General features: G+C 71.7%; 18 protein-coding genes. 10 read left to right on the top strand and 8 right to left on the bottom strand.

The features are described from left to right. Positions 1-41: 41 nt before the first annotated feature. Complete coding sequence (locus ACQY0Z_RS11900) at positions 42-563, top strand: hypothetical protein (protein WP_439812231.1); 522 nt, start codon at positions 42-44, stop codon at positions 561-563. Positions 564-598: 35 nt separating this feature from the next. Here ACQY0Z_RS11900 and ACQY0Z_RS11895 read toward each other — a convergent pair whose 3' ends face one another. Genes ACQY0Z_RS11895 through ACQY0Z_RS11880 form a run of 4 tightly spaced genes read right to left on the bottom strand, consistent with a single transcriptional unit; the run spans position 599 to position 2,065 of the window. Continuing rightward, complete coding sequence (locus ACQY0Z_RS11895; RefSeq protein WP_439812230.1) at positions 599-811, bottom strand: DUF397 domain-containing protein; 213 nt, start codon at positions 809-811, stop codon at positions 599-601. Then, positions 798-1,016, bottom strand: coding sequence for a DUF397 domain-containing protein (locus ACQY0Z_RS11890; protein ID WP_189898051.1), 219 nt, complete (start codon positions 1,014-1,016; stop codon positions 798-800). Before ACQY0Z_RS11890 ends, ACQY0Z_RS11895 begins: the two co-directional genes overlap by 14 nt. Further along, the gene (locus ACQY0Z_RS11885; RefSeq protein WP_189898049.1) at positions 1,013-1,210 is read right to left on the bottom strand and encodes a DUF397 domain-containing protein; all 198 of its coding nucleotides are present in this window, start codon (positions 1,208-1,210) and stop codon (positions 1,013-1,015) included. Before ACQY0Z_RS11885 ends, ACQY0Z_RS11890 begins: the two co-directional genes overlap by 4 nt. A 3-nt stretch (positions 1,211-1,213) precedes the next feature. Next, complete coding sequence (locus ACQY0Z_RS11880; protein ID WP_381727844.1) at positions 1,214-2,065, bottom strand: helix-turn-helix domain-containing protein; 852 nt, start codon at positions 2,063-2,065, stop codon at positions 1,214-1,216. 217 nt (positions 2,066-2,282) lie between these two features. On the opposite strand from ACQY0Z_RS11880, the gene ACQY0Z_RS11875 reads away from it, so the two are divergent. From ACQY0Z_RS11875 to rbsD, 7 genes are all read left to right on the top strand, one after another. Continuing rightward, positions 2,283-2,693, top strand: a complete 411-nt coding sequence (locus ACQY0Z_RS11875) for an ATP-binding protein (RefSeq protein ID WP_381727845.1) — start codon at positions 2,283-2,285, stop codon at positions 2,691-2,693. Between the two features lie 158 nt (positions 2,694-2,851). Then, positions 2,852-3,115: a hypothetical protein gene (locus ACQY0Z_RS11870; RefSeq protein WP_254586676.1), complete on the top strand. Its 264-nt coding sequence runs from the start codon at positions 2,852-2,854 to the stop codon at positions 3,113-3,115. Between the two features lie 221 nt (positions 3,116-3,336). Then, on the top strand, positions 3,337-4,377 hold the full coding sequence (locus tag ACQY0Z_RS11865) for a LacI family DNA-binding transcriptional regulator (RefSeq protein ID WP_439812229.1): 1,041 nt from the start codon (positions 3,337-3,339) through the stop codon (positions 4,375-4,377). Then, the gene (locus ACQY0Z_RS11860; RefSeq protein ID WP_347225367.1) at positions 4,374-5,915 is read left to right on the top strand and encodes a sugar ABC transporter ATP-binding protein; all 1,542 of its coding nucleotides are present in this window, start codon (positions 4,374-4,376) and stop codon (positions 5,913-5,915) included. Before ACQY0Z_RS11865 ends, ACQY0Z_RS11860 begins: the two co-directional genes overlap by 4 nt. After that, positions 5,905-7,863, top strand: coding sequence for an ABC transporter permease/substrate-binding protein (locus ACQY0Z_RS11855; protein ID WP_439812228.1), 1,959 nt, complete (start codon positions 5,905-5,907; stop codon positions 7,861-7,863). The genes ACQY0Z_RS11860 and ACQY0Z_RS11855 overlap by 11 nt, the downstream gene beginning before the upstream one ends. 83 nt (positions 7,864-7,946) lie before the next feature. After that, positions 7,947-8,852 carry a ribokinase gene (locus tag ACQY0Z_RS11850; protein WP_189898040.1) on the top strand — a complete coding sequence of 302 codons (906 nt, stop codon included), beginning with the start codon at positions 7,947-7,949 and terminating at the stop codon, positions 8,850-8,852. Then, a complete protein-coding gene (gene rbsD, locus ACQY0Z_RS11845; protein ID WP_189898038.1) occupies positions 8,849-9,238 on the top strand; it encodes a D-ribose pyranase in 390 nt (129 codons plus the stop codon). Before ACQY0Z_RS11850 ends, rbsD begins: the two co-directional genes overlap by 4 nt. A 190-nt stretch (positions 9,239-9,428) precedes the next feature. Here the strand turns inward: rbsD and ACQY0Z_RS11840 are convergent, their stop codons facing one another. The 3 genes from ACQY0Z_RS11840 to ACQY0Z_RS11830 are packed head-to-tail and all read right to left on the bottom strand — an operon-like array spanning position 9,429 to position 12,564. Then, positions 9,429-10,262 carry a sugar phosphate isomerase/epimerase family protein gene (locus ACQY0Z_RS11840; RefSeq protein ID WP_439812227.1) on the bottom strand — a complete coding sequence of 278 codons (834 nt, stop codon included), beginning with the start codon at positions 10,260-10,262 and terminating at the stop codon, positions 9,429-9,431. Then, a complete protein-coding gene (locus tag ACQY0Z_RS11835) occupies positions 10,259-11,416 on the bottom strand; it encodes a dihydrodipicolinate synthase family protein (protein ID WP_347225370.1) in 1,158 nt (385 codons plus the stop codon). Before ACQY0Z_RS11835 ends, ACQY0Z_RS11840 begins: the two co-directional genes overlap by 4 nt. Then, positions 11,413-12,564: a Gfo/Idh/MocA family protein gene (locus ACQY0Z_RS11830; RefSeq protein WP_189898034.1), complete on the bottom strand. Its 1,152-nt coding sequence runs from the start codon at positions 12,562-12,564 to the stop codon at positions 11,413-11,415. The genes ACQY0Z_RS11835 and ACQY0Z_RS11830 overlap by 4 nt, the downstream gene beginning before the upstream one ends. A 361-nt stretch (positions 12,565-12,925) precedes the next feature. Here ACQY0Z_RS11830 and ACQY0Z_RS11825 point away from each other — a divergent pair, with 361 nt between their 5' ends. After that, positions 12,926-13,972, top strand: a complete 1,047-nt coding sequence (locus ACQY0Z_RS11825; RefSeq protein ID WP_189898032.1) for a LacI family DNA-binding transcriptional regulator — start codon at positions 12,926-12,928, stop codon at positions 13,970-13,972. 274 nt (positions 13,973-14,246) lie between these two features. Beyond that, positions 14,247-15,047, top strand: a complete 801-nt coding sequence (locus ACQY0Z_RS11820) for a sugar phosphate isomerase/epimerase family protein (RefSeq protein ID WP_254588608.1) — start codon at positions 14,247-14,249, stop codon at positions 15,045-15,047. 175 nt (positions 15,048-15,222) lie between these two features. Here the strand turns inward: ACQY0Z_RS11820 and ACQY0Z_RS11815 are convergent, their stop codons facing one another. Then, positions 15,223-16,140: an EamA family transporter gene (locus ACQY0Z_RS11815; protein WP_347225372.1), complete on the bottom strand. Its 918-nt coding sequence runs from the start codon at positions 16,138-16,140 to the stop codon at positions 15,223-15,225. Between the last annotated feature and the right edge of the window lie 28 nt (positions 16,141-16,168).

Below are 16,168 nucleotides of genomic sequence, written 5' to 3'. Positions count from 1 at the left end.
TCTCGTGAGAAGGTGCCGTTCTGCCTGGCCGGAGGGGGAGCATGGGGTTGACCTACAGCTATGACATCTACCTGCGCCCCGAGAACGTCGCGCGTGCGCTGAAGGAAGCGACGAAGCCGGCGCCGCCCGAGCGGAGGGTCCCTCCGCTGACGGTCACGTTGCCGGGCGGCGAGCAGGTGGTGCTGCCGTTCACGTGCGGGTTCCGGAGCGAGCCGGTCGACTGCGCCGGGAGGGACAGGGTTTCGCTGGAGACGTCGCTCGTGTTCTCGGCGGACGAGGCGGTGCGGGCGTACGCGGAGGAGGGTGGTCTTCCCGTCGAGGACGGGCGTGTTCAGATCGGGTACGTGTACCTGGACATGTCCTTCCCGGCCTTGGGGGATCCGCGCTACGTGTGCCTGGACTTCTGGGCGGCGACGTCGCGGATGAGCAGGCTGTTCGAGGACTCGGCCGCGATCGGAAAGGTGTTCACCGACCTCGCAGAGGCGTCGGGTGCGGTGGGCTGTCTCTTCGACAAGGGGGACGGGGGACCCGAGCGGGTGCTTTGGGGCACGGCCCCCGACTGAGGCTTTTTACGGGGCGCGGCCCAATTTCCAAACGCTCAGGCGGGCGGGCCCTTGCGTTCCTTCAGCGCTTTGATGAACTCGTCGAAGGCCGAGCCGGAGACGGTGAGTACGGCCTGGCCAGGCGCCTTCGAGTCACGGACGGATACGCGAGCGGGGGAGGCCGCGACCTCTACACACTCGTTGCCGTCGCCCGGGCCTGAGTAGGACGACTTGCGCCAGCGGCCATCGGGCGTGTCAGTGTGGCTCATTCCTGATCGTCGCCTCCTTGAGGCTTGCGACGAAGGTGGTGAACGCCGCCGCGTGAAAGGTAAGGATTCCCCGATTCGGGGCCTTCGAGTCGCGAACGGCTGCGCGAGTGGGCGAGCCGGCGATCTCGACGCAGTAGTTGCCATAGCCTCCGCCGGAGGAGGACGACTTGCGCCAACCATCCGATGTAAGGGATACGCGCCTCATGCTCCAGCCGTTCCCTGCTTCAGGCCTGCGACGAAAGCGGCGAACGTGGAGTCGGGGAACGAGAGAGTGTCCCCGTCAGGCACCTTGGAGTCCCGTATCGCGACGCGGGCCGGCCTCAGCGCTATCTCTACGCAGGAATCGCCGTCGCCGGGGCCGGAATAGGACGACTTCCGCCAGATCTCAGGGGTGCCCACGACTCACAGCTCCTTCGTCAATCTGTGGATGAAGTCGCGTGACCGGCGCGGGGCCAGCGACACAGCCTTCACTTTACGGAAAAGCTCGCGATACGCAGTGAGTTGACCCTCGGCATCGATGAAGGAGGCGCCGTGCGGGCCGTCGCGTACGACGGTGTCCAGTTTCGGCACGGCGCCGCCCGCGTAGGTCATCGCGCTCGCGGCGCCTGCGAAGCCCTCCAGGTCGAAGGGGATGACGCGAATGCTGACGTGATCCGACGCGGATCGCTCCAGAAGGTGATCGAGTTGCGCCCGAGACGTGGCCCGGTCGCCGACCATGATCCGCAGTGCGGCTTCATGGATGATCGCTTCATAGGGCGTCGGCTCCGGGCCGTCGAGGACGCTCTTGCGCTGCATACGGTGCCGAACGCGCAGCTCCAATTCGTCGGCCGGAAGCTCGGGAACCCTGTAGGCGAAGACAGCCCGTGCGTAGTCCTCCGTCTGCAACGGCCCGGGGACGTAGAGGAACTGCGCTTCCCGCAGGAACGTGGCGTGATACTCCAGCTCCGCCAAGTCGAGGAAGGGTGTCGGGAGCCTGCCCCGGTAGTCCTCCCACCACCCCCGCACACGTCCGGTGGCCATCGCCACGAGCGCATCGACGAAGGACTCGTCAGTGCAGACATAGTGGGAGGCGAGGCGCCTCAGACGCTCTTCGCTCAAACCTGCCAGGCCGGACTCGATCTGGCTGATCTGCGGGGCGCTCACCCCCAGGAGGGCAGCCGCCTCACGGGCAGAAAGGCCTGACGACTCACGGAGGCGACGTAACTCGGTAGCCAGACGCACCTGACGCATCGTCGGCTCGCTCCTCAGCACCATCGCCCGCTCTCCCAACACGACGCTCGGAGCGACTCTTTCGGGCGTCAGGGTACGCGATCCACTTGCGGAACTTAAAGCTTTATCCCTACCGTCAGTGACGCGACGCACACCGTGCGATACCGGAACTCGGAAGCGCACCGCTCCGCCCTGCCATGGCGGCTGCGGCAACGACACCGGTCCCGGCCATCAACTCACCCACCTCTGAACGGACTTCCGCATGCCCGAAAGTGAGCCCTGGGAGTACTCCCTCCACATCCCCAACGACGTCCGCGCCGTCACTGTGAGTCGCCGCACCCTGCGGCTCATCCTCACCGTGCACGGCCTCATCAGCCTCGTCGACATCGCCGAACTGCTCGCCGCCGAGCTCGTCGCCAACGCTGTACGGCACACCAAGGGCCCCGCCGCCCTCCGCGTGCGATGGTCGCCCCCGGGGACGCTCCGCATCGGGGCGTGGGACGCCGACCCGTCCCCGCCCCAGCCGCCGCAGCCGCTCGCCGCCGTTCTGGAGGCGGAGGACGGTCGCGGGCTAGGGCTGGTGCGGGCGTGCGCCGACGTGTGGGGGTGGCAGCCCCTCGTGCGCGACGGCAGTCGGGGGAAGTTCGTGTGGTGCGAGGTGGGTGCCGCCTAGGCGTCCGGCGTGGCATGGCACGCCACGCCCCCTCCCCGCGCCCCGTACGGCACAGTGCACGTCCACGTCCGCACGACTGCGTGTGACCACCGCGGACGCCGGTCCCTTCACCCTGCCGAAGGCGGACCTTCTCCACCGCGCACAAGGGGACCGTCACCGTGCCGTCCACCGTGGCGGTCGTCGAGGACGCCACGCACGGCCCGATCCTCTTCTGCACCGGCGTCAACCACGACGTCGCCGACCCGGAGGCCGCCGAGGCCTACTGGGGCCCGGGGCTGCGGAAGGCGTGCGGCGCCCGGCACTTCATCCGTGAGCACGCGATCGACGCCCAGCTCCGGCCCCTCGGCACCGCCCCGAGGACGTCCGGTACGTCGCCCTCGCCCTGCGTGACGACCCGCGCACCGCCGTCGCGTACCGGGTGATCACGGAGCGCCGCATCGGCGACCCCGACGAGCGCCGCTGGAGCAGGATGTGGGACCGGCAGTACGCCAAGGAGCACCCCGGCAGCGGGTGAACCCGGCGCGGTGGCGCACGGTTCACCCGGTCACGATTCGATTGCGGCCACCCCCCACCCCCTTGCCCCCGCCGATGTAATCGTTTCCAATCCTCCGTGTAATCGATTCCACGAGGAGGTGGATCGGGCATGGCGGGTATCAAGGACGTCGCCGCCGAGGCGGGGCTGTCCGTCGCCACGGTGTCGCGGGTGCTCAACGGGCATCCGTCGGTCAGTGAGGACGCGCGGCGTCGGGTGACCGCCGCCGTCGAGCGGCTGGGGTACCGGCCGAACGCCGTCGCCCGGTCCCTGCGCACCGATCAGACCCACACCCTCGGGCTGGTCATCAGCGACGTGATGAACCCGTACTTCACGGAGCTGGCCCGCTCCGTCGAGGAGGAGGCCCGCGCGCTCGGGTACAGCGTGATCATCGGCAACGCCGACGAGCGGCCCGACCTCCAGGACCATCACGTCACCACCCTGCTGGACCGCCGTATCGACGGCCTGCTCGTGTCCCCCACCGACGGCGGCTCGCCCGGCATGCTCGGGGCCGCGCGGGCCGGGACGCCGATGGTGTTCGTCGACCGGTGGATCCCGGGCGTGGACGTGCCCGTGGTCCGGTCGGACGGGCGGGCCTCCGTACGGGATCTGGTCGCGCATCTGTACGGGCTCGGGCACCGGCGGCTCGCGATCATCGCCGGGCCCGCCGCCACCACGACCGGCCGGGAGCGCGTGGACGCCTTCCGCGAGGCCCTCGCCGCGTACGGGCTCGAACTGCCCGACGTCTACATCGGGCAGGGCGACTTCCAGGCCGGCAGCGGGCGGCGGGTGACCGAGGGGTTCCTCGATCTCCCCCAGCCCCCCGAGGTCGTCTTCGCCGCCGACAACCTGATGGCCCTCGGCGCCCTGGACGCCGTCCGCGCCCGCGGGCTGCGGGTACCGGACGACATCGGGCTCGCCGCCTTCGACGACATCCCCTGGTTCGTGCACACCGACCCCCCGGTCACCGCGGTCGCCCAGCCGGTCCGCGACCTGGGGCGGGCCGCCGTGCGCGCCCTGGTCGACCGGATCGAGGGCAGGTCCGGCGAGTCCGTCACCCTTCCCGCCCGGCTCGTCGTGCGCCGCTCCTGCGGCGAGGGCGGGTCCGGAAACGAGAGTTCCCCCTCCCCCGTACGAAGGAGTACGCCGTGAGCAGCCGCAGTCCTGACGAGTTGCTGCGCATCGAGGGCATCCGCAAGACCTTCCCCGGCGTGGTCGCGCTGGACGGCGTGGACTTCGATCTGCGCCGTGGCGAGGTGCACGTGCTGCTGGGCGAGAACGGCGCCGGCAAGAGCACGCTGATCAAGATGCTCTCCGGCGCCTACACGCCCGACGCCGGACGGATCACCGTCGGCGGCGAGGAGGTGCGCATCGGCGGTGCGCAGGACTCCGAGAAGCTCGGGATCGCCACCATCTACCAGGAGTTCAACCTGGTCCCCGATCTGACGGTCGCGGAGAACATCTTCCTGGGGCGGCAGCCGCGCCGGTTCGGGATGATCGACCGGAAGCGGATGGACGCGGACGCCGAGGTGCTGCTGCGGCGCGTCGGGGTGGACGTGTCCCCCCGGGCGCGGGTGCGTGAACTCGGTATCGCCCGGCTCCAGATGGTCGAGATCGCCAAGGCGCTCAGCCTGGACGCGCGCGTGCTGATCATGGACGAGCCGACCGCCGTGCTGACCTCCGAGGAGGTCGAGAAGCTGTTCGCGATCGTGCGGCGGCTGCGCGAGGACGGCGTCGGGATCGTCTTCATCACCCATCATCTGGAGGAGATCGCCGCGCTCGGTGACCGGGTCACGGTCATCCGGGACGGGCGCAGCGTCGGGCAGGTGCCCGCCTCCACGCCCGAGGACGAGCTCGTACGGCTCATGGTGGGGCGGTCCATCGACCAGCAGTACCCGCGTGAGCGCGCCGACGCCGGGGAGGCTCTCCTCAAGGTGGAGGGGCTGACGCGGGACGGTGTGTTCCACGACGTCAGTTTCGAGGTGCGGGCCGGTGAGGTCGTCGGCATCGCGGGGCTGGTCGGCGCCGGGCGGACCGAGGTGGCCCGCGCGGTGTTCGGGGCCGACCCGTACGACGCCGGGACCGTGCACGTCGCGGGGACGCCGCTGCGCCGCCACGACGTGAACGCCGCCATGGAGGCCGGGGTCGGGCTCGTGCCCGAGGACCGCAAGGGGCAGGGGCTCGTCCTCGACGCCTCCGTCGAGGAGAACCTCGGTCTCGTCACCCTGCGGTCGTCCTCCCGCGCCGGACTCGTCGACCTCAAGGGGCAGCACGAGGCCGCCGCCCGGATCGCCGGGCAGCTCGGCGTGCGGATGGCCGGGCTCGGCCAGCATGTGCGCACCCTCTCCGGCGGCAACCAGCAGAAGGTCGTCATCGGCAAGTGGCTGCTGGCCAACACCAAGGTGCTCATCCTCGACGAGCCGACGCGCGGCATCGACGTCGGCGCGAAGGTCGAGATCTACCAGCTGATCAACGAGCTGACGGCGGCCGGAGCCGCGGTGCTCATGATCTCCAGCGACCTGCCCGAGGTGCTCGGCATGAGCGACCGGGTCCTGGTCATGGCGCAGGGCCGGCTCGCGGGCGAGCTCGACGCCGCCGACGCCACCCAGGACGCCGTGATGGCCCTCGCCGTCTCCACCTCTTCCCCCGACTCCCCCAGCAACGGAACGGAGGCCCCCGGTGGCCACTGACACGCTCAAGAGCAAGCCGGGCGCGCAGGGCGGCGCCGGCGGCGGCCTGCGCCGGCTGCTCCTCGACAACGGCGCGCTGACCGCGCTGATCGTCCTCGTCATCGCCATGTCGGCGCTGTCCGGGGACTTCCTCACCGCCGACAACCTGCTCAACGTCGGCGTCCAGGCCGCCGTGACCGCGATCCTCGCGTTCGGCGTCACCTTCGTCATCGTCTCGGCGGGCATCGACCTGTCGGTCGGCTCGGTCGCCGCGCTCTCCGCGACCGTGCTGGCGTGGAGTGCGACAGAGGCCGGGATCCCGGTGGTGCTCGCGGTCGTCCTCGCCGTCGCGACCGGCATCGCCTGCGGCCTGGTCAACGGCTTCCTCGTCTCGTACGGCAAACTCCCGCCGTTCATCGCGACCTTGGCGATGCTGTCCGTGGCGCGCGGTCTGTCGCTGGTGATCTCGCAGGGCTCCCCCATCGCCTTCCCCGACTCCGTCTCCCACCTCGGTGACACGCTCGGCGGCTGGCTGCCGGTGCCGGTACTCGTGATGGTCGTCATGGGGCTGCTGACCGCGTTCGTCCTCGGCCGGACGTACATCGGCCGGTCCATGTACGCGATCGGCGGCAACGAGGAGGCCGCGCGGCTTTCCGGGCTGCGGGTGAAGAAGCAGAAGCTCGCCATCTACGCCTTCTCCGGCCTGTTCGCGGCCGTCGCGGGCATCGTGCTCGCCTCCCGTCTCGCGTCGGCGCAGCCGCAGGCCGCGCAGGGCTACGAGCTGGACGCGATCGCCGCGGTCGTCATCGGCGGCGCCTCCCTCGCGGGCGGCACCGGCAAGGCGTCCGGCACCCTGATCGGCGCGCTGATCCTCGCGGTGCTGCGCAACGGCCTCAATCTGCTGTCGGTGTCGGCGTTCTGGCAACAGGTCGTCATCGGCGTGGTCATCGCGCTGGCGGTGCTGTTCGACACGGTGCGCCGCAAGGCGGGCGTGACCGCCCCGGCGGCCGGCGCGTCCGGGGGCGGCAACAAGGGCAAGCAGGCGCTGACGTACGTGATCGCGGCCGTCGTGGCCGTCGCGGTCGTCGGCGCCACCTCCCTGCTGCACAACGGCTCGTCCGGGGCGGCCAAGCCGAAGATCGGGCTGTCGCTGTCGACGCTCAACAACCCGTTCTTCGTGCAGATCCGGGACGGCGCCGAGGAGGAGGCGGAGAAGCTGGGCGTCGACCTCACCGTCACCGACGCGCAGAACGACGCCTCCCAGCAGGCCAACCAGTTGCAGAACTTCACCAGCGGCTCGCTGTCCGCGGTCGTCGTCAACCCGGTGGACTCCGACGCGGCCGGCCCGTCCGTGCGCGGCGCGAACAAGGCGGGCATCCCGGTGATCGCGGTGGACCGCGGCGTCAACAAGGCGGACACGTCCGCGCTGGTCGCCTCCGACAACGTCGAGGGCGGCGCGCTCGGCGCCAAGGCGCTCGCGGAGAAGCTCGGCGGCAAGGGCACCATCGTGATCCTCCAGGGCCAGGCCGGCACCTCCGCGAGCCGGGAGCGCGGGGCGGGCTTCGCCGAGGGGCTGAAGGACTACCCGGGCATCAAGGTCGTCGCCAAGCAGCCCGCGGACTTCGACCGCACCAAGGGCCTGGACGTGATGACGAACCTGCTCCAGGCGCATCCCGACATCGACGGCGTCTTCGCCGAGAACGACGAGATGGCGCTCGGCGCGATCAAGGCGCTCGGCTCCAAGGCCGGCACGACCGTGCAGGTCGTCGGGTTCGACGGGACGCCGGACGGGCTGAAGGCGGTGCAGGCGGGCACGCTGTACGCCTCCGTCGCCCAGCAGCCCAGCGAACTCGGCCGGATCGCCGTGCGCAACGCGTTGCGGGCCGCCGAGGACGAAAAGGTGGAGAAGATGGTGAAGGTGCCGGTGAAGGTGGTCACGAAGGACAACGTGGCCGGCTTCGAAGGCTGACACCGGCACGGACGCCTTCAGGGGCACACGGGCGGGCGGTCACCGGACCGCCCGCCCTCCTCAGCGGATCGGGGAGCGAATTCATGTACGACTACGACCTCCTGGTCGTCGGATCGGCCAACGCCGACCTGGTGATCGGGGTGGAGCGCCGGCCGGGCGCCGGGGAGACGGTGCTCGGCTCCGACCTGGCCGTGCATCCGGGCGGCAAGGGCGCGAACCAGGCGGTCGCCGCCGCCCGGCTCGGCGCGCGCACCGCCCTCCTCGCGCGGGTCGGGGACGACGAGCACGGGCGGCTGCTGCTGGACTCGCTGCGCGCGGCCGGGGCGGACACGGTGGGCGTGCTGGTGGGCGGGGCGCCGACCGGGGTCGCGCTGATCACGGTGGACCCGTCGGGCGACAACAGCATCGTCGTCTCGCCGGGCGCCAACGGCCGGCTGGCCCCGGCGGACGTACGGGCCGCCGCGAGCCTCTTCCACGCCTCGCGGGTGGTGTCGACCCAGCTGGAGATCCCGCTGGAGACGGTGGTGGAGGTGGTGCGGAGCCTGGCGCCGGACAGCCGCTTCGTCCTCAACCCGTCGCCTCCGCGGCCGCTGCCGTCGGAGGTGCTGGCGGCCTGCGACCCGCTGATCGTCAACGAGCACGAGGCGAAGGTGATCCTCGGCGACAGCGCCGGAGTGAGCGACGAACCCGAGGACTGGGCGCGGCTGCTGCTGGCGAAGGGCCCCCGTTCGGTGGTCGTCACCCTCGGCGGGGAGGGCGCGCTCGTGGCGTCCTCGGCCGGGGTGACGCGGGTGCCGTCGGTGAAGGTGGAGGCCGTGGACACCACGGGCGCCGGTGACGCGTTCACCGCGGCGCTGGCGTGGCGGCTCGGGACGGGCGAACCGCTCGACGAGGCCGCCGCGTACGCGGCCCGGGTGGGCGCGGCGACGGTCACCAAGGAGGGCGCGCAGGTGTCGTTCCCGACGGCGGCGGAGGTCGCGGAGCTGTGAAGAAGCACGGGATCCTCAACCGCCACCTGTCCGGCGCTCTTGCCGAACTCGGCCACACCGACGGGGTGCTGGTGTGCGACGCGGGCATGCCGATCCCGGACGGGCCGCGCGTGGTGGACCTGGCCTTCCTGGCCGGGGTGCCGTCGTTCGCGCAGGTGCTCGAGGGGCTGCTCGGCGAGCTGGCCGTCGAGGGCGCCACGGCTGCGGAGGAGGTACGGGACGCGAATCCGGCGGCGGCGGCGCTGATGTCCGGTCACTTCCCGGACCTGGCGTACGTCCCGCACGAACGGCTGAAGGAGCTGACCTCCGGCGCCCGGCTCGTGGTGCGCACGGGCGAGGCCAGCCCCTACGCGAACGTGCTGCTGCGGTGCGGGGTCTTCTTCTGAGGACACCTGGACGAACTTCGAGGGGCCCGGTCCGTCGACCGGGCCCCTCGCTTCCCTCCCCCGCCAGAACTTCCCTGAAGTCCCCCCCGGGTCCCCACCCGGAAGTCCTGACGCTACGTACGACAGGCAAGGTGGGGAGAGGGTTGTACGGCCCCATGGAATATTTTTCCGGAGGGCAGGGACCCGGGCCTCAGACGTCGACGTTCTCCGCCCACCGGCGGGCCGTCTCCGCGAGGAGTTCGCGGCCGTCCCTCGCCCACAGCTCCTCGTTGAAGAGCTCCACCTCGATGGAACCGGTGTAGCCGGTCGCCTCCACGTACCCCTGCCACTCGCGCATGTCGATCGCGCCGTCGCCGATCTGGCCGCGGCCGTTGAGGACGCCCTCGGGCAGCGGGGTGATCCAGTCGGCGAGCTGGAAGGTGTGGATGCGGTTCTGCGCGCCGGCGCGGGCGATCGCCTCGGGGGCCGTGTCGTCCCACCAGATGTGGTACGTGTCCACGGTGACGCCGACCTGGTGCGCCGGGAAGCGTTCGGCGAGGTCCAGGGCCTGGGTGAGCGTGGAGACCACGCAGCGGTCGGAGGCGAACATGGGGTGCAGCGGCTCGATCGCCAGTTTCACCCCGTGGTCCTCGGCGTAGGGGGCGAGTTCGGTCAGCGCGTCCGCGATGCGTTCGCGGGCCGCCCGCAAGTCCTTGGTGCCGGGCGGGAGGCCTCCGGAGACGAGGACCAGGGTGTCCGTGCCGAGGGAGGCCGCCTCGTCGACGGCGCGGCGGTTGTCGGCGAGGGCGGCGGCCCGCTCGTCCGCGTCGACCGCGGTGAGGAAGCCTCCCCGGCACAGCGTCGTCACCGCCAGGCCCGCGTCGCGCACCAGCTTGGCGGCCGCCTCCACGCCGTACTCCTGGACGGGCTCGCGCCACAGGCCGACCGCCGGGATGCCGAAGTCCCGGCAGGCGGTGACCAGGTCGGGGAGCGTGAGCTGTTTGACGGTCATCTGGTTGATACTGAAGCGGGTCAGGTCGCTCACGGGGTCACTCCGTACAGGTGCAGCAGGGTCCTCATCCGGTCCTCGGCCAGCTTGGGGTCGGGGAACAGGGCGAGACGGTCGGCGAGTTCGTAGGCCCGGGCGAGGTGGGGCAGGGAGCGGGCGGACTGGAGGCCGCCGACCATCGTGAAGTGGCTCTGGTGGCCCGCGAGCCAGGCTAGGAAGACCACGCCGGTCTTGTAGAAGCGGGTGGGCGCCTGGAAGAGGTGGCGGGACAGCTCCACGGTCGGGTCGAGCAGGGCGCGGAAGCCGTCGGTGTCGCCGGTGTCGAGGACGCGGACCGCCTCCGCCGCGAGCGGGCCGAGCGGGTCGAAGATGCCGAGCAGGGCGTGGCTGAAGCCCTGCTCGTCGCCCGCGATGAGCTCGGGGTAGTTGAAGTCGTCGCCGGTGTAGCAGCGGACGCCCTTCGGGAGGCGGCGGCGCAGGTCGATCTCGCGCCGGGCGTCCAGCAGGGAGACCTTGATGCCGTCGACCTTGTCGGGGTGGGCGGCGATGACGTCGAGGAAGGTGTCCGTGGCCGCGTCGAGGTCGGACGAGCCCCAGTAGCCCTCCAAGGCCGGGTCGAACATGGGGCCGAGCCAGTGGAGGATCACCGGCTCCGCGGCCTGGCGGAGGAGGTGGCCGTAGACCTCCAGGTAGTCCTCGGGACTCTTGGCCGTGGCGGCGAGGACGCGGGACGCCATGAGGATGGCCTGCGCGCCCGACTCCTCGACGACCGCGAGCTGTTCCTCGTAGGCCGCGCGGACCTCGGCCAGGGTGGCCGGGCCGGCGGTGAGCTGGTCGGTGCCGACTCCGCAGGCGATCCGGCCGCCGGCCGCCTTCGCCTCGGCGGCGGAGCGGCGGATCAGCTCGGCCGCGCCCGCCCAGTCCAGGCCCATGCCGCGCTGCGCGGTGTCCATGGCCTCGGCGACGCCGAGCCCGTGCGCCCACAGGTGCCGGCGGAAGGCGAGGGTGGCGTCCCAGTCGACGGCCGCCGGCGCGTCGGGGGTGGTGTCGGCGTACGGGTCGGCGACGACGTGCGCGGCGGAGAAGACCGTGCGGGAGGTGAAGGGGGCGCCGGGGGTGAGGGCGAGGGGCTCGGTGCGGGGTTCGTAGGCGCGCAGGGCGCCGTGCGCGTCGGGGAGGTGGAGGGTCACAGGGCGATCTCCGGTACGTCGAGACGGCGGCCCTCGGCGGAGGACCTGAGGCCCAGTTCGGCGAGCTGGACGCCGCGGGCGCCGGCCAGCAGGTCCCAGTGGTAGGGGGCGTCGGCGTAGACGTGCTTGAGGAACAGCTCCCACTGGGCTTTGAAGCCGTTGTCGAACTCGCCGTTGTCCGGCACCTCCTGCCACTGGTCGCGGAACACCTCGGTGGCGGGGATGTCCGGGTTCCAGACGGGCTTGGGGGTGGCGGAGCGGTGCTGGACGCGGCAGGTGCGCAGGCCGGCGACGGCGGAGCCCTCGGTGCCGTCGACCTGGAACTCCACCAGTTCGTCGCGGTTGACGCGGACCGCCCAGGAGGAGTTGATCTGGGCGATCGCGCCGCCCTCCAGCTCGAAGACGCCGTACGCGGCGTCGTCGGCGGTGGCGTCGTAGGGCTTGCCGTTCTCGTCCCAGCGCTGTGGGATGTGGGTGGCGGTGAGCGCCTGCACGGACCTCACGCGGCCGAACAGCTCGTGGAGGACGTACTCCCAGTGCGGGAACATGTCGACGACGATGCCGCCGCCGTCCTCCGCGCGGTAGTTCCAGGACGGGCGCTGCGCCTCCTGCCAGTCGCCCTCGAACACCCAGTAGCCGAACTCGCCCCGCACGGACAGGATGCGCCCGAAGAAGCCGCCGTCGATGAGGCGCTTCAGCTTGAGCAGGCCGGGGAGGAAGAGCTTGTCCTGGACGACGCCGTGCCGGACGCCCTTCTCGGCGGCGAGGCGGGCGAGTTCGAGGGCGCCGTCAAGGCCGGTGGCGGTGGGCTTCTCGGTGTAGACGTGCTTGCCGGCGGCGATCGCCTTCCTGATCGCCTCCTCGCGGGCGGAGGTCACCTGGGCGTCGAAGTAGATGTCGACGCTGTCGTCGGCGAGGACCGCGTCCAGGTCGGTGGAGAGGTGTTCGAGGCCGTGGCGCTCGGCCAGCGCCCTCAGCGCGTGCTCGCGGCGGCCGACCAGCACCGGCTCGGGCCACAGCACGGTGCCGTCGCCCAGGTCGAGGCCGCCCTGCTCGCGCAGGGCCAGGATGGAGCGGACGAGGTGCTGGCGGTAGCCCATGCGTCCGGTCACACCGTTCATGGCGATACGCACCGTCTTGCGTGTCACGTCGTTCCCTTCGTACGCGGTCCGCGCGCCGCGTACGCCGCAGCCGCCCCACGCGCCCCAGGAGGAGGCGGGGGGACTGGTGGACGTCACAGCAAGCGCTTTCTATGTAGTCAGAAGCTAGCCTCTGGACCGCGTGTGGACAAGACCACTGCCGGTCCCGGCTTGTTCGAGGGGGCGAACAACGGGGCGGATGGCCTTAAGGTCTGGTCGACGGCTTTGGTCGGGAAGCTCCGGCCGGAACCACCGGTGCGGGCGCGGGTGTGTACGGCGGCGTACGGAACGGGCGGACGGACGCGGGCGGACGGACGCGGGTGGACGGGCACGGGCGGACCGGCGCGGCGGGCGAGGCGGAGGACGAGACATGACGGTGACCCTGGCGGACGTGGCGGCGCGGGCACAGGTGTCACCCGCGACGGTGTCGCGTGTGCTGAACGGGAACTATCCCGTGGCCGCGTCCACCCGCGAGCGGGTGCTCAAGGCCGTGGACGAGCTCGACTACGTCCTCAACGGCCCCGCCAGCGCCCTCGCCGCCGCCACCTCCGACCTGGTCGGCATCCTGGTGAACGACATCGCCGACCCGTTCTTCGGGATCATGGCGAGCGCGATCCAGTCGGAGATCGGTGGTCCGGGCGGGCGCGCGGGCGGGGAGAGACTCGCCGTCGTCTGCAACACAGGGGGCTCCCCCGAACGCGAACTGACCTACCTCACGCTGCTCCAGCGGCAGCGCGCCGCGGCGGTGGTGCTGACCGGCGGGGCGATCGAGGACGCGCAGCACAAGGCGGCGATGGACGCCAAGCTGAAGAAGCTGGCGGACGCCGGGACGCGGGTGGTGCTGTGCGGGCGCCCGCAGGCGCCGGACACCGGGGCAATCGCCCTGACCTTCGACAACCGGGGCGGCGGAAAGGAACTCACCGAGCACCTGATCCGCCTCGGCCACCGCCGCCTCGGCTACATCGCGGGCCCCGAGGAGCGCACCACGACCCGCGACCGCCTGGAGGGCCACCGGGACGCGCTGGCCGCGCACGGCATCGAGGAGGACCCGCGGTGGACGGTCCACGGCCGCTACGACCGTCGCTCGGGCTACGAGGCCACGCTGGAACTCCTCCGCCGCGACCCGTCGTTGACCGCCGTGGTCGCGGCGAACGACTCCGTCGCACTGGGCGCGTGCGCGGCGCTGCGGGACTCGGGACTGAGGATTCCCGACGACGTGTCGGTCGCCGGCTTCGACGACCTGCCGTTCAGCATCGACGCGGTGCCTTCGCTGACCACGGTCAGGCTCCCTCTCGCGGAGGCGGGGGCGCGGGCGGGTCGGATCGCGATGGGTCGGGAGGAGGCGCCGCCGGGCGGGATCGCTTCGGTGCGGGGGGAGTTGATGGTACGGGGGTCTACGGCGGGGCCGCGGGGGTGACGCGCCTCAGGGGCGCGGGGAACTGCGCGACCAGCCCCTCACGGGCCCGCGCGCACGGACAACGCGGCACCACCCCCTGAAGGGGCGCGGGGAACTGCGCGAGAAGCCCCCACCCACCCGCACGCACGGACGACGCGCAACCACCCCCTGAAGGGGCGCGGGAAACTGCGCGACCAGCCTCAACAGACCCGCACCCGGCGAACCGCCCAAGAACCTACGGCACCGGAGTGACGGGGAGGAGTCGCCCTCGCGCCTCGGGGGTAGTCCCGTATCCATGAAACTGGCGTTCTCCACCCTTGGTGTCCCCGGCCTCCCCCTCCCCGAGGTGACCGCCCTCGCGACCTCGCACGGCTACCACGGCGTGGAACTCCGCGCCCACCCCGAGGAGCCCGTCCACACGGGGCTCACCGCCGAGCAGCGCGCCGATGTCGCCGCCGCGTTCAAGGCGGCCGGGCTCGACATCCTGGGGGTCGCCGGGTACGCCCGCGTCGCCGCGCCCGGCGACGACGAGCCCGTCCTCACGGAGGTCCGCGCGCTGGTCGACCTCGCGCGGGACATCGGCGCGCCCTACGTACGGGTGTTCCCCGGCGGCGGTGACGAGCAGAGCGCGGAGGAGGCCGACGCGACGGCCGCGCGACGGCTGGGGACGGCGGCGGAGTACGCGGCGGACCGGGGCGTGCGGATCCTGCTGGAGACGCACGACTCCCATCGCACCGGTGCGGATGCCATGCGGGTGCTGGGGCTGGTCGGGCACCGGCAGGTGGGGGCGCTGTGGGACGTGATGCACACGTGGCTCGGTGGCGAGCAGCCGGTGGACAGTTTCGCGGCGTTGTCGCCGCACCTGGGGTACGTGCAGGTGAAGGACATCGCCTCGGCGGAGGACACGACGCCTGTCGCGCTGGGGGCGGGGGTGTTGCCGTTGACCGACGTGGTCGAGGTGTTGTCGCGGAACGGGTGGGACGGGTGGTTGTGCTGGGAGTACGAGGCGCGGTGGTACGAGGCGGCTGCGCCGCTGCCGTCTTTGTTGGGGGCGGGGAGGGAGCATTTGGCTCGGCTGCTGAACGAGTCGGCGTGAGTTTTGGGGACGCGGGCGGCTGGGGGTGGGGCTTGTGCGACGTGCGCGGGTGCCGGTGCGTTGTGGTTTCTCGCGCAGTTCCCCGCGCCCCTGAAGGGGTGGTCGCGCGCCGTCCCCACGTGCCGGTGCGTGGGGGGCTGAACGCGCAGTTCCCCGCGCCCCTGGGAGGGGGCGGTCACCCGCCCTTCGTTCGTGCGGGTTCGTCGTGGTTGCTCGCGCTGATCCCCGCGCCCCTGGGGGAACCGGGGGTCAGGGACGTCAGTGCCACCCCGCCCACCAGCAGCGCCGCCGCGCACCACCTCAATGGGGTGATCGACTCGCCCAGGAACAGGGCCGCCGATGTCATGCCGAAGACCGGGACCAGGAGGGAGAACGGGGCCACCGTGGACGCGGGGTGGCGGTGGAGGAGCCAGCCCCAGGCGCCGAAGCCGAAGACCGTCGCGCCCCAGGCGACGTAGAGGACCGTGCCCGCGCCCGACCAGTCGAGGGAGCGCAGGGCCGCCAGGTCCGCCGACCAGCCCTCCAGCAGCAGGGAGAGGGCGAGCAGCGGGAGCACCGGGACCGTGCTGACCCAGATCATGAAGTTGAGGGAGTCGGGCGGGGACGCCTTGCGGGTGAGGATGTTGGAGACGCCCCAGCAGGCCGCCGCCGCGACGACCAGGGCGAAGCCGGTCAGCGGGCCCGAGGCGCCCTCGTCGACCGCCGCCACGCCGATGCCGGCCAGCGCCACCGCCATGCCCGCCACCCGGACGCGGGTCGGACGCTCACCGAGGAGCACGACCGCGAACAGCGCCGTGAACACCGCCTGGACCTGGAGGACCAGGGACGACAGGCCACCCGGCATGCCGACGTCCATGCCGATGAAGAGCAGGCCGAACTTGGCGACTCCCAGGGCCAGTCCGACCCCCACGATCCACTTCCAGGCGACCTTCGGCGGGCCCACGAGGAACACCGCGGGCAGGGCCGCGACCAGGAAGCGCAGCGCGGAGAAGAGCAGCGGCGGGAAGTGGTCGAGGCCGACCTCGATGACCGTGAAGTTCACTCCCCACACGGCGGCGACGAGGACGGCGAGGAAGACGTGTGCAGGTCGCATGCGTCGAGCATCACCGGAGCCGACACTT

The organism is Streptomyces sp. P9-2, from assembly GCF_051903975.1.
Taxonomy (GTDB): domain Bacteria; phylum Actinomycetota; class Actinomycetes; order Streptomycetales; family Streptomycetaceae; genus Streptomyces; species Streptomyces cellulosae.
The sequence above is the reverse complement of the archived record's forward strand: the minus strand, read 5'-3'. Positions and strand labels throughout refer to the sequence as shown.

Excerpts from the sequence above, each read along its gene's own strand:
- ACQY0Z_RS11900 (WP_439812231.1), top strand. The coding sequence starts at position 42 with ATGGGGTTGACCTACAGCTATGACATCTACCTGCGCCCCGAGAACGTC.
- ACQY0Z_RS11895 (WP_439812230.1), bottom strand. The coding sequence starts at position 811 with ATGAGCCACACTGACACGCCCGATGGCCGCTGGCGCAAGTCGTCCTAC.
- ACQY0Z_RS11890 (WP_189898051.1), bottom strand. The coding sequence starts at position 1,016 with ATGAGGCGCGTATCCCTTACATCGGATGGTTGGCGCAAGTCGTCCTCC.
- ACQY0Z_RS11880 (WP_381727844.1), bottom strand. The coding sequence starts at position 2,065 with ATGGTGCTGAGGAGCGAGCCGACGATGCGTCAGGTGCGTCTGGCTACC.
- ACQY0Z_RS11875 (WP_381727845.1), top strand. The coding sequence starts at position 2,283 with ATGCCCGAAAGTGAGCCCTGGGAGTACTCCCTCCACATCCCCAACGAC.
- ACQY0Z_RS11865 (WP_439812229.1), top strand. The coding sequence starts at position 3,337 with ATGGCGGGTATCAAGGACGTCGCCGCCGAGGCGGGGCTGTCCGTCGCC.
- ACQY0Z_RS11850 (WP_189898040.1), top strand. The coding sequence starts at position 7,947 with ATGTACGACTACGACCTCCTGGTCGTCGGATCGGCCAACGCCGACCTG.
- ACQY0Z_RS11825 (WP_189898032.1), top strand. The coding sequence starts at position 12,926 with ATGACGGTGACCCTGGCGGACGTGGCGGCGCGGGCACAGGTGTCACCC.
- ACQY0Z_RS11820 (WP_254588608.1), top strand. The coding sequence starts at position 14,247 with ATGAAACTGGCGTTCTCCACCCTTGGTGTCCCCGGCCTCCCCCTCCCC.
- ACQY0Z_RS11815 (WP_347225372.1), bottom strand. The coding sequence starts at position 16,140 with ATGCGACCTGCACACGTCTTCCTCGCCGTCCTCGTCGCCGCCGTGTGG.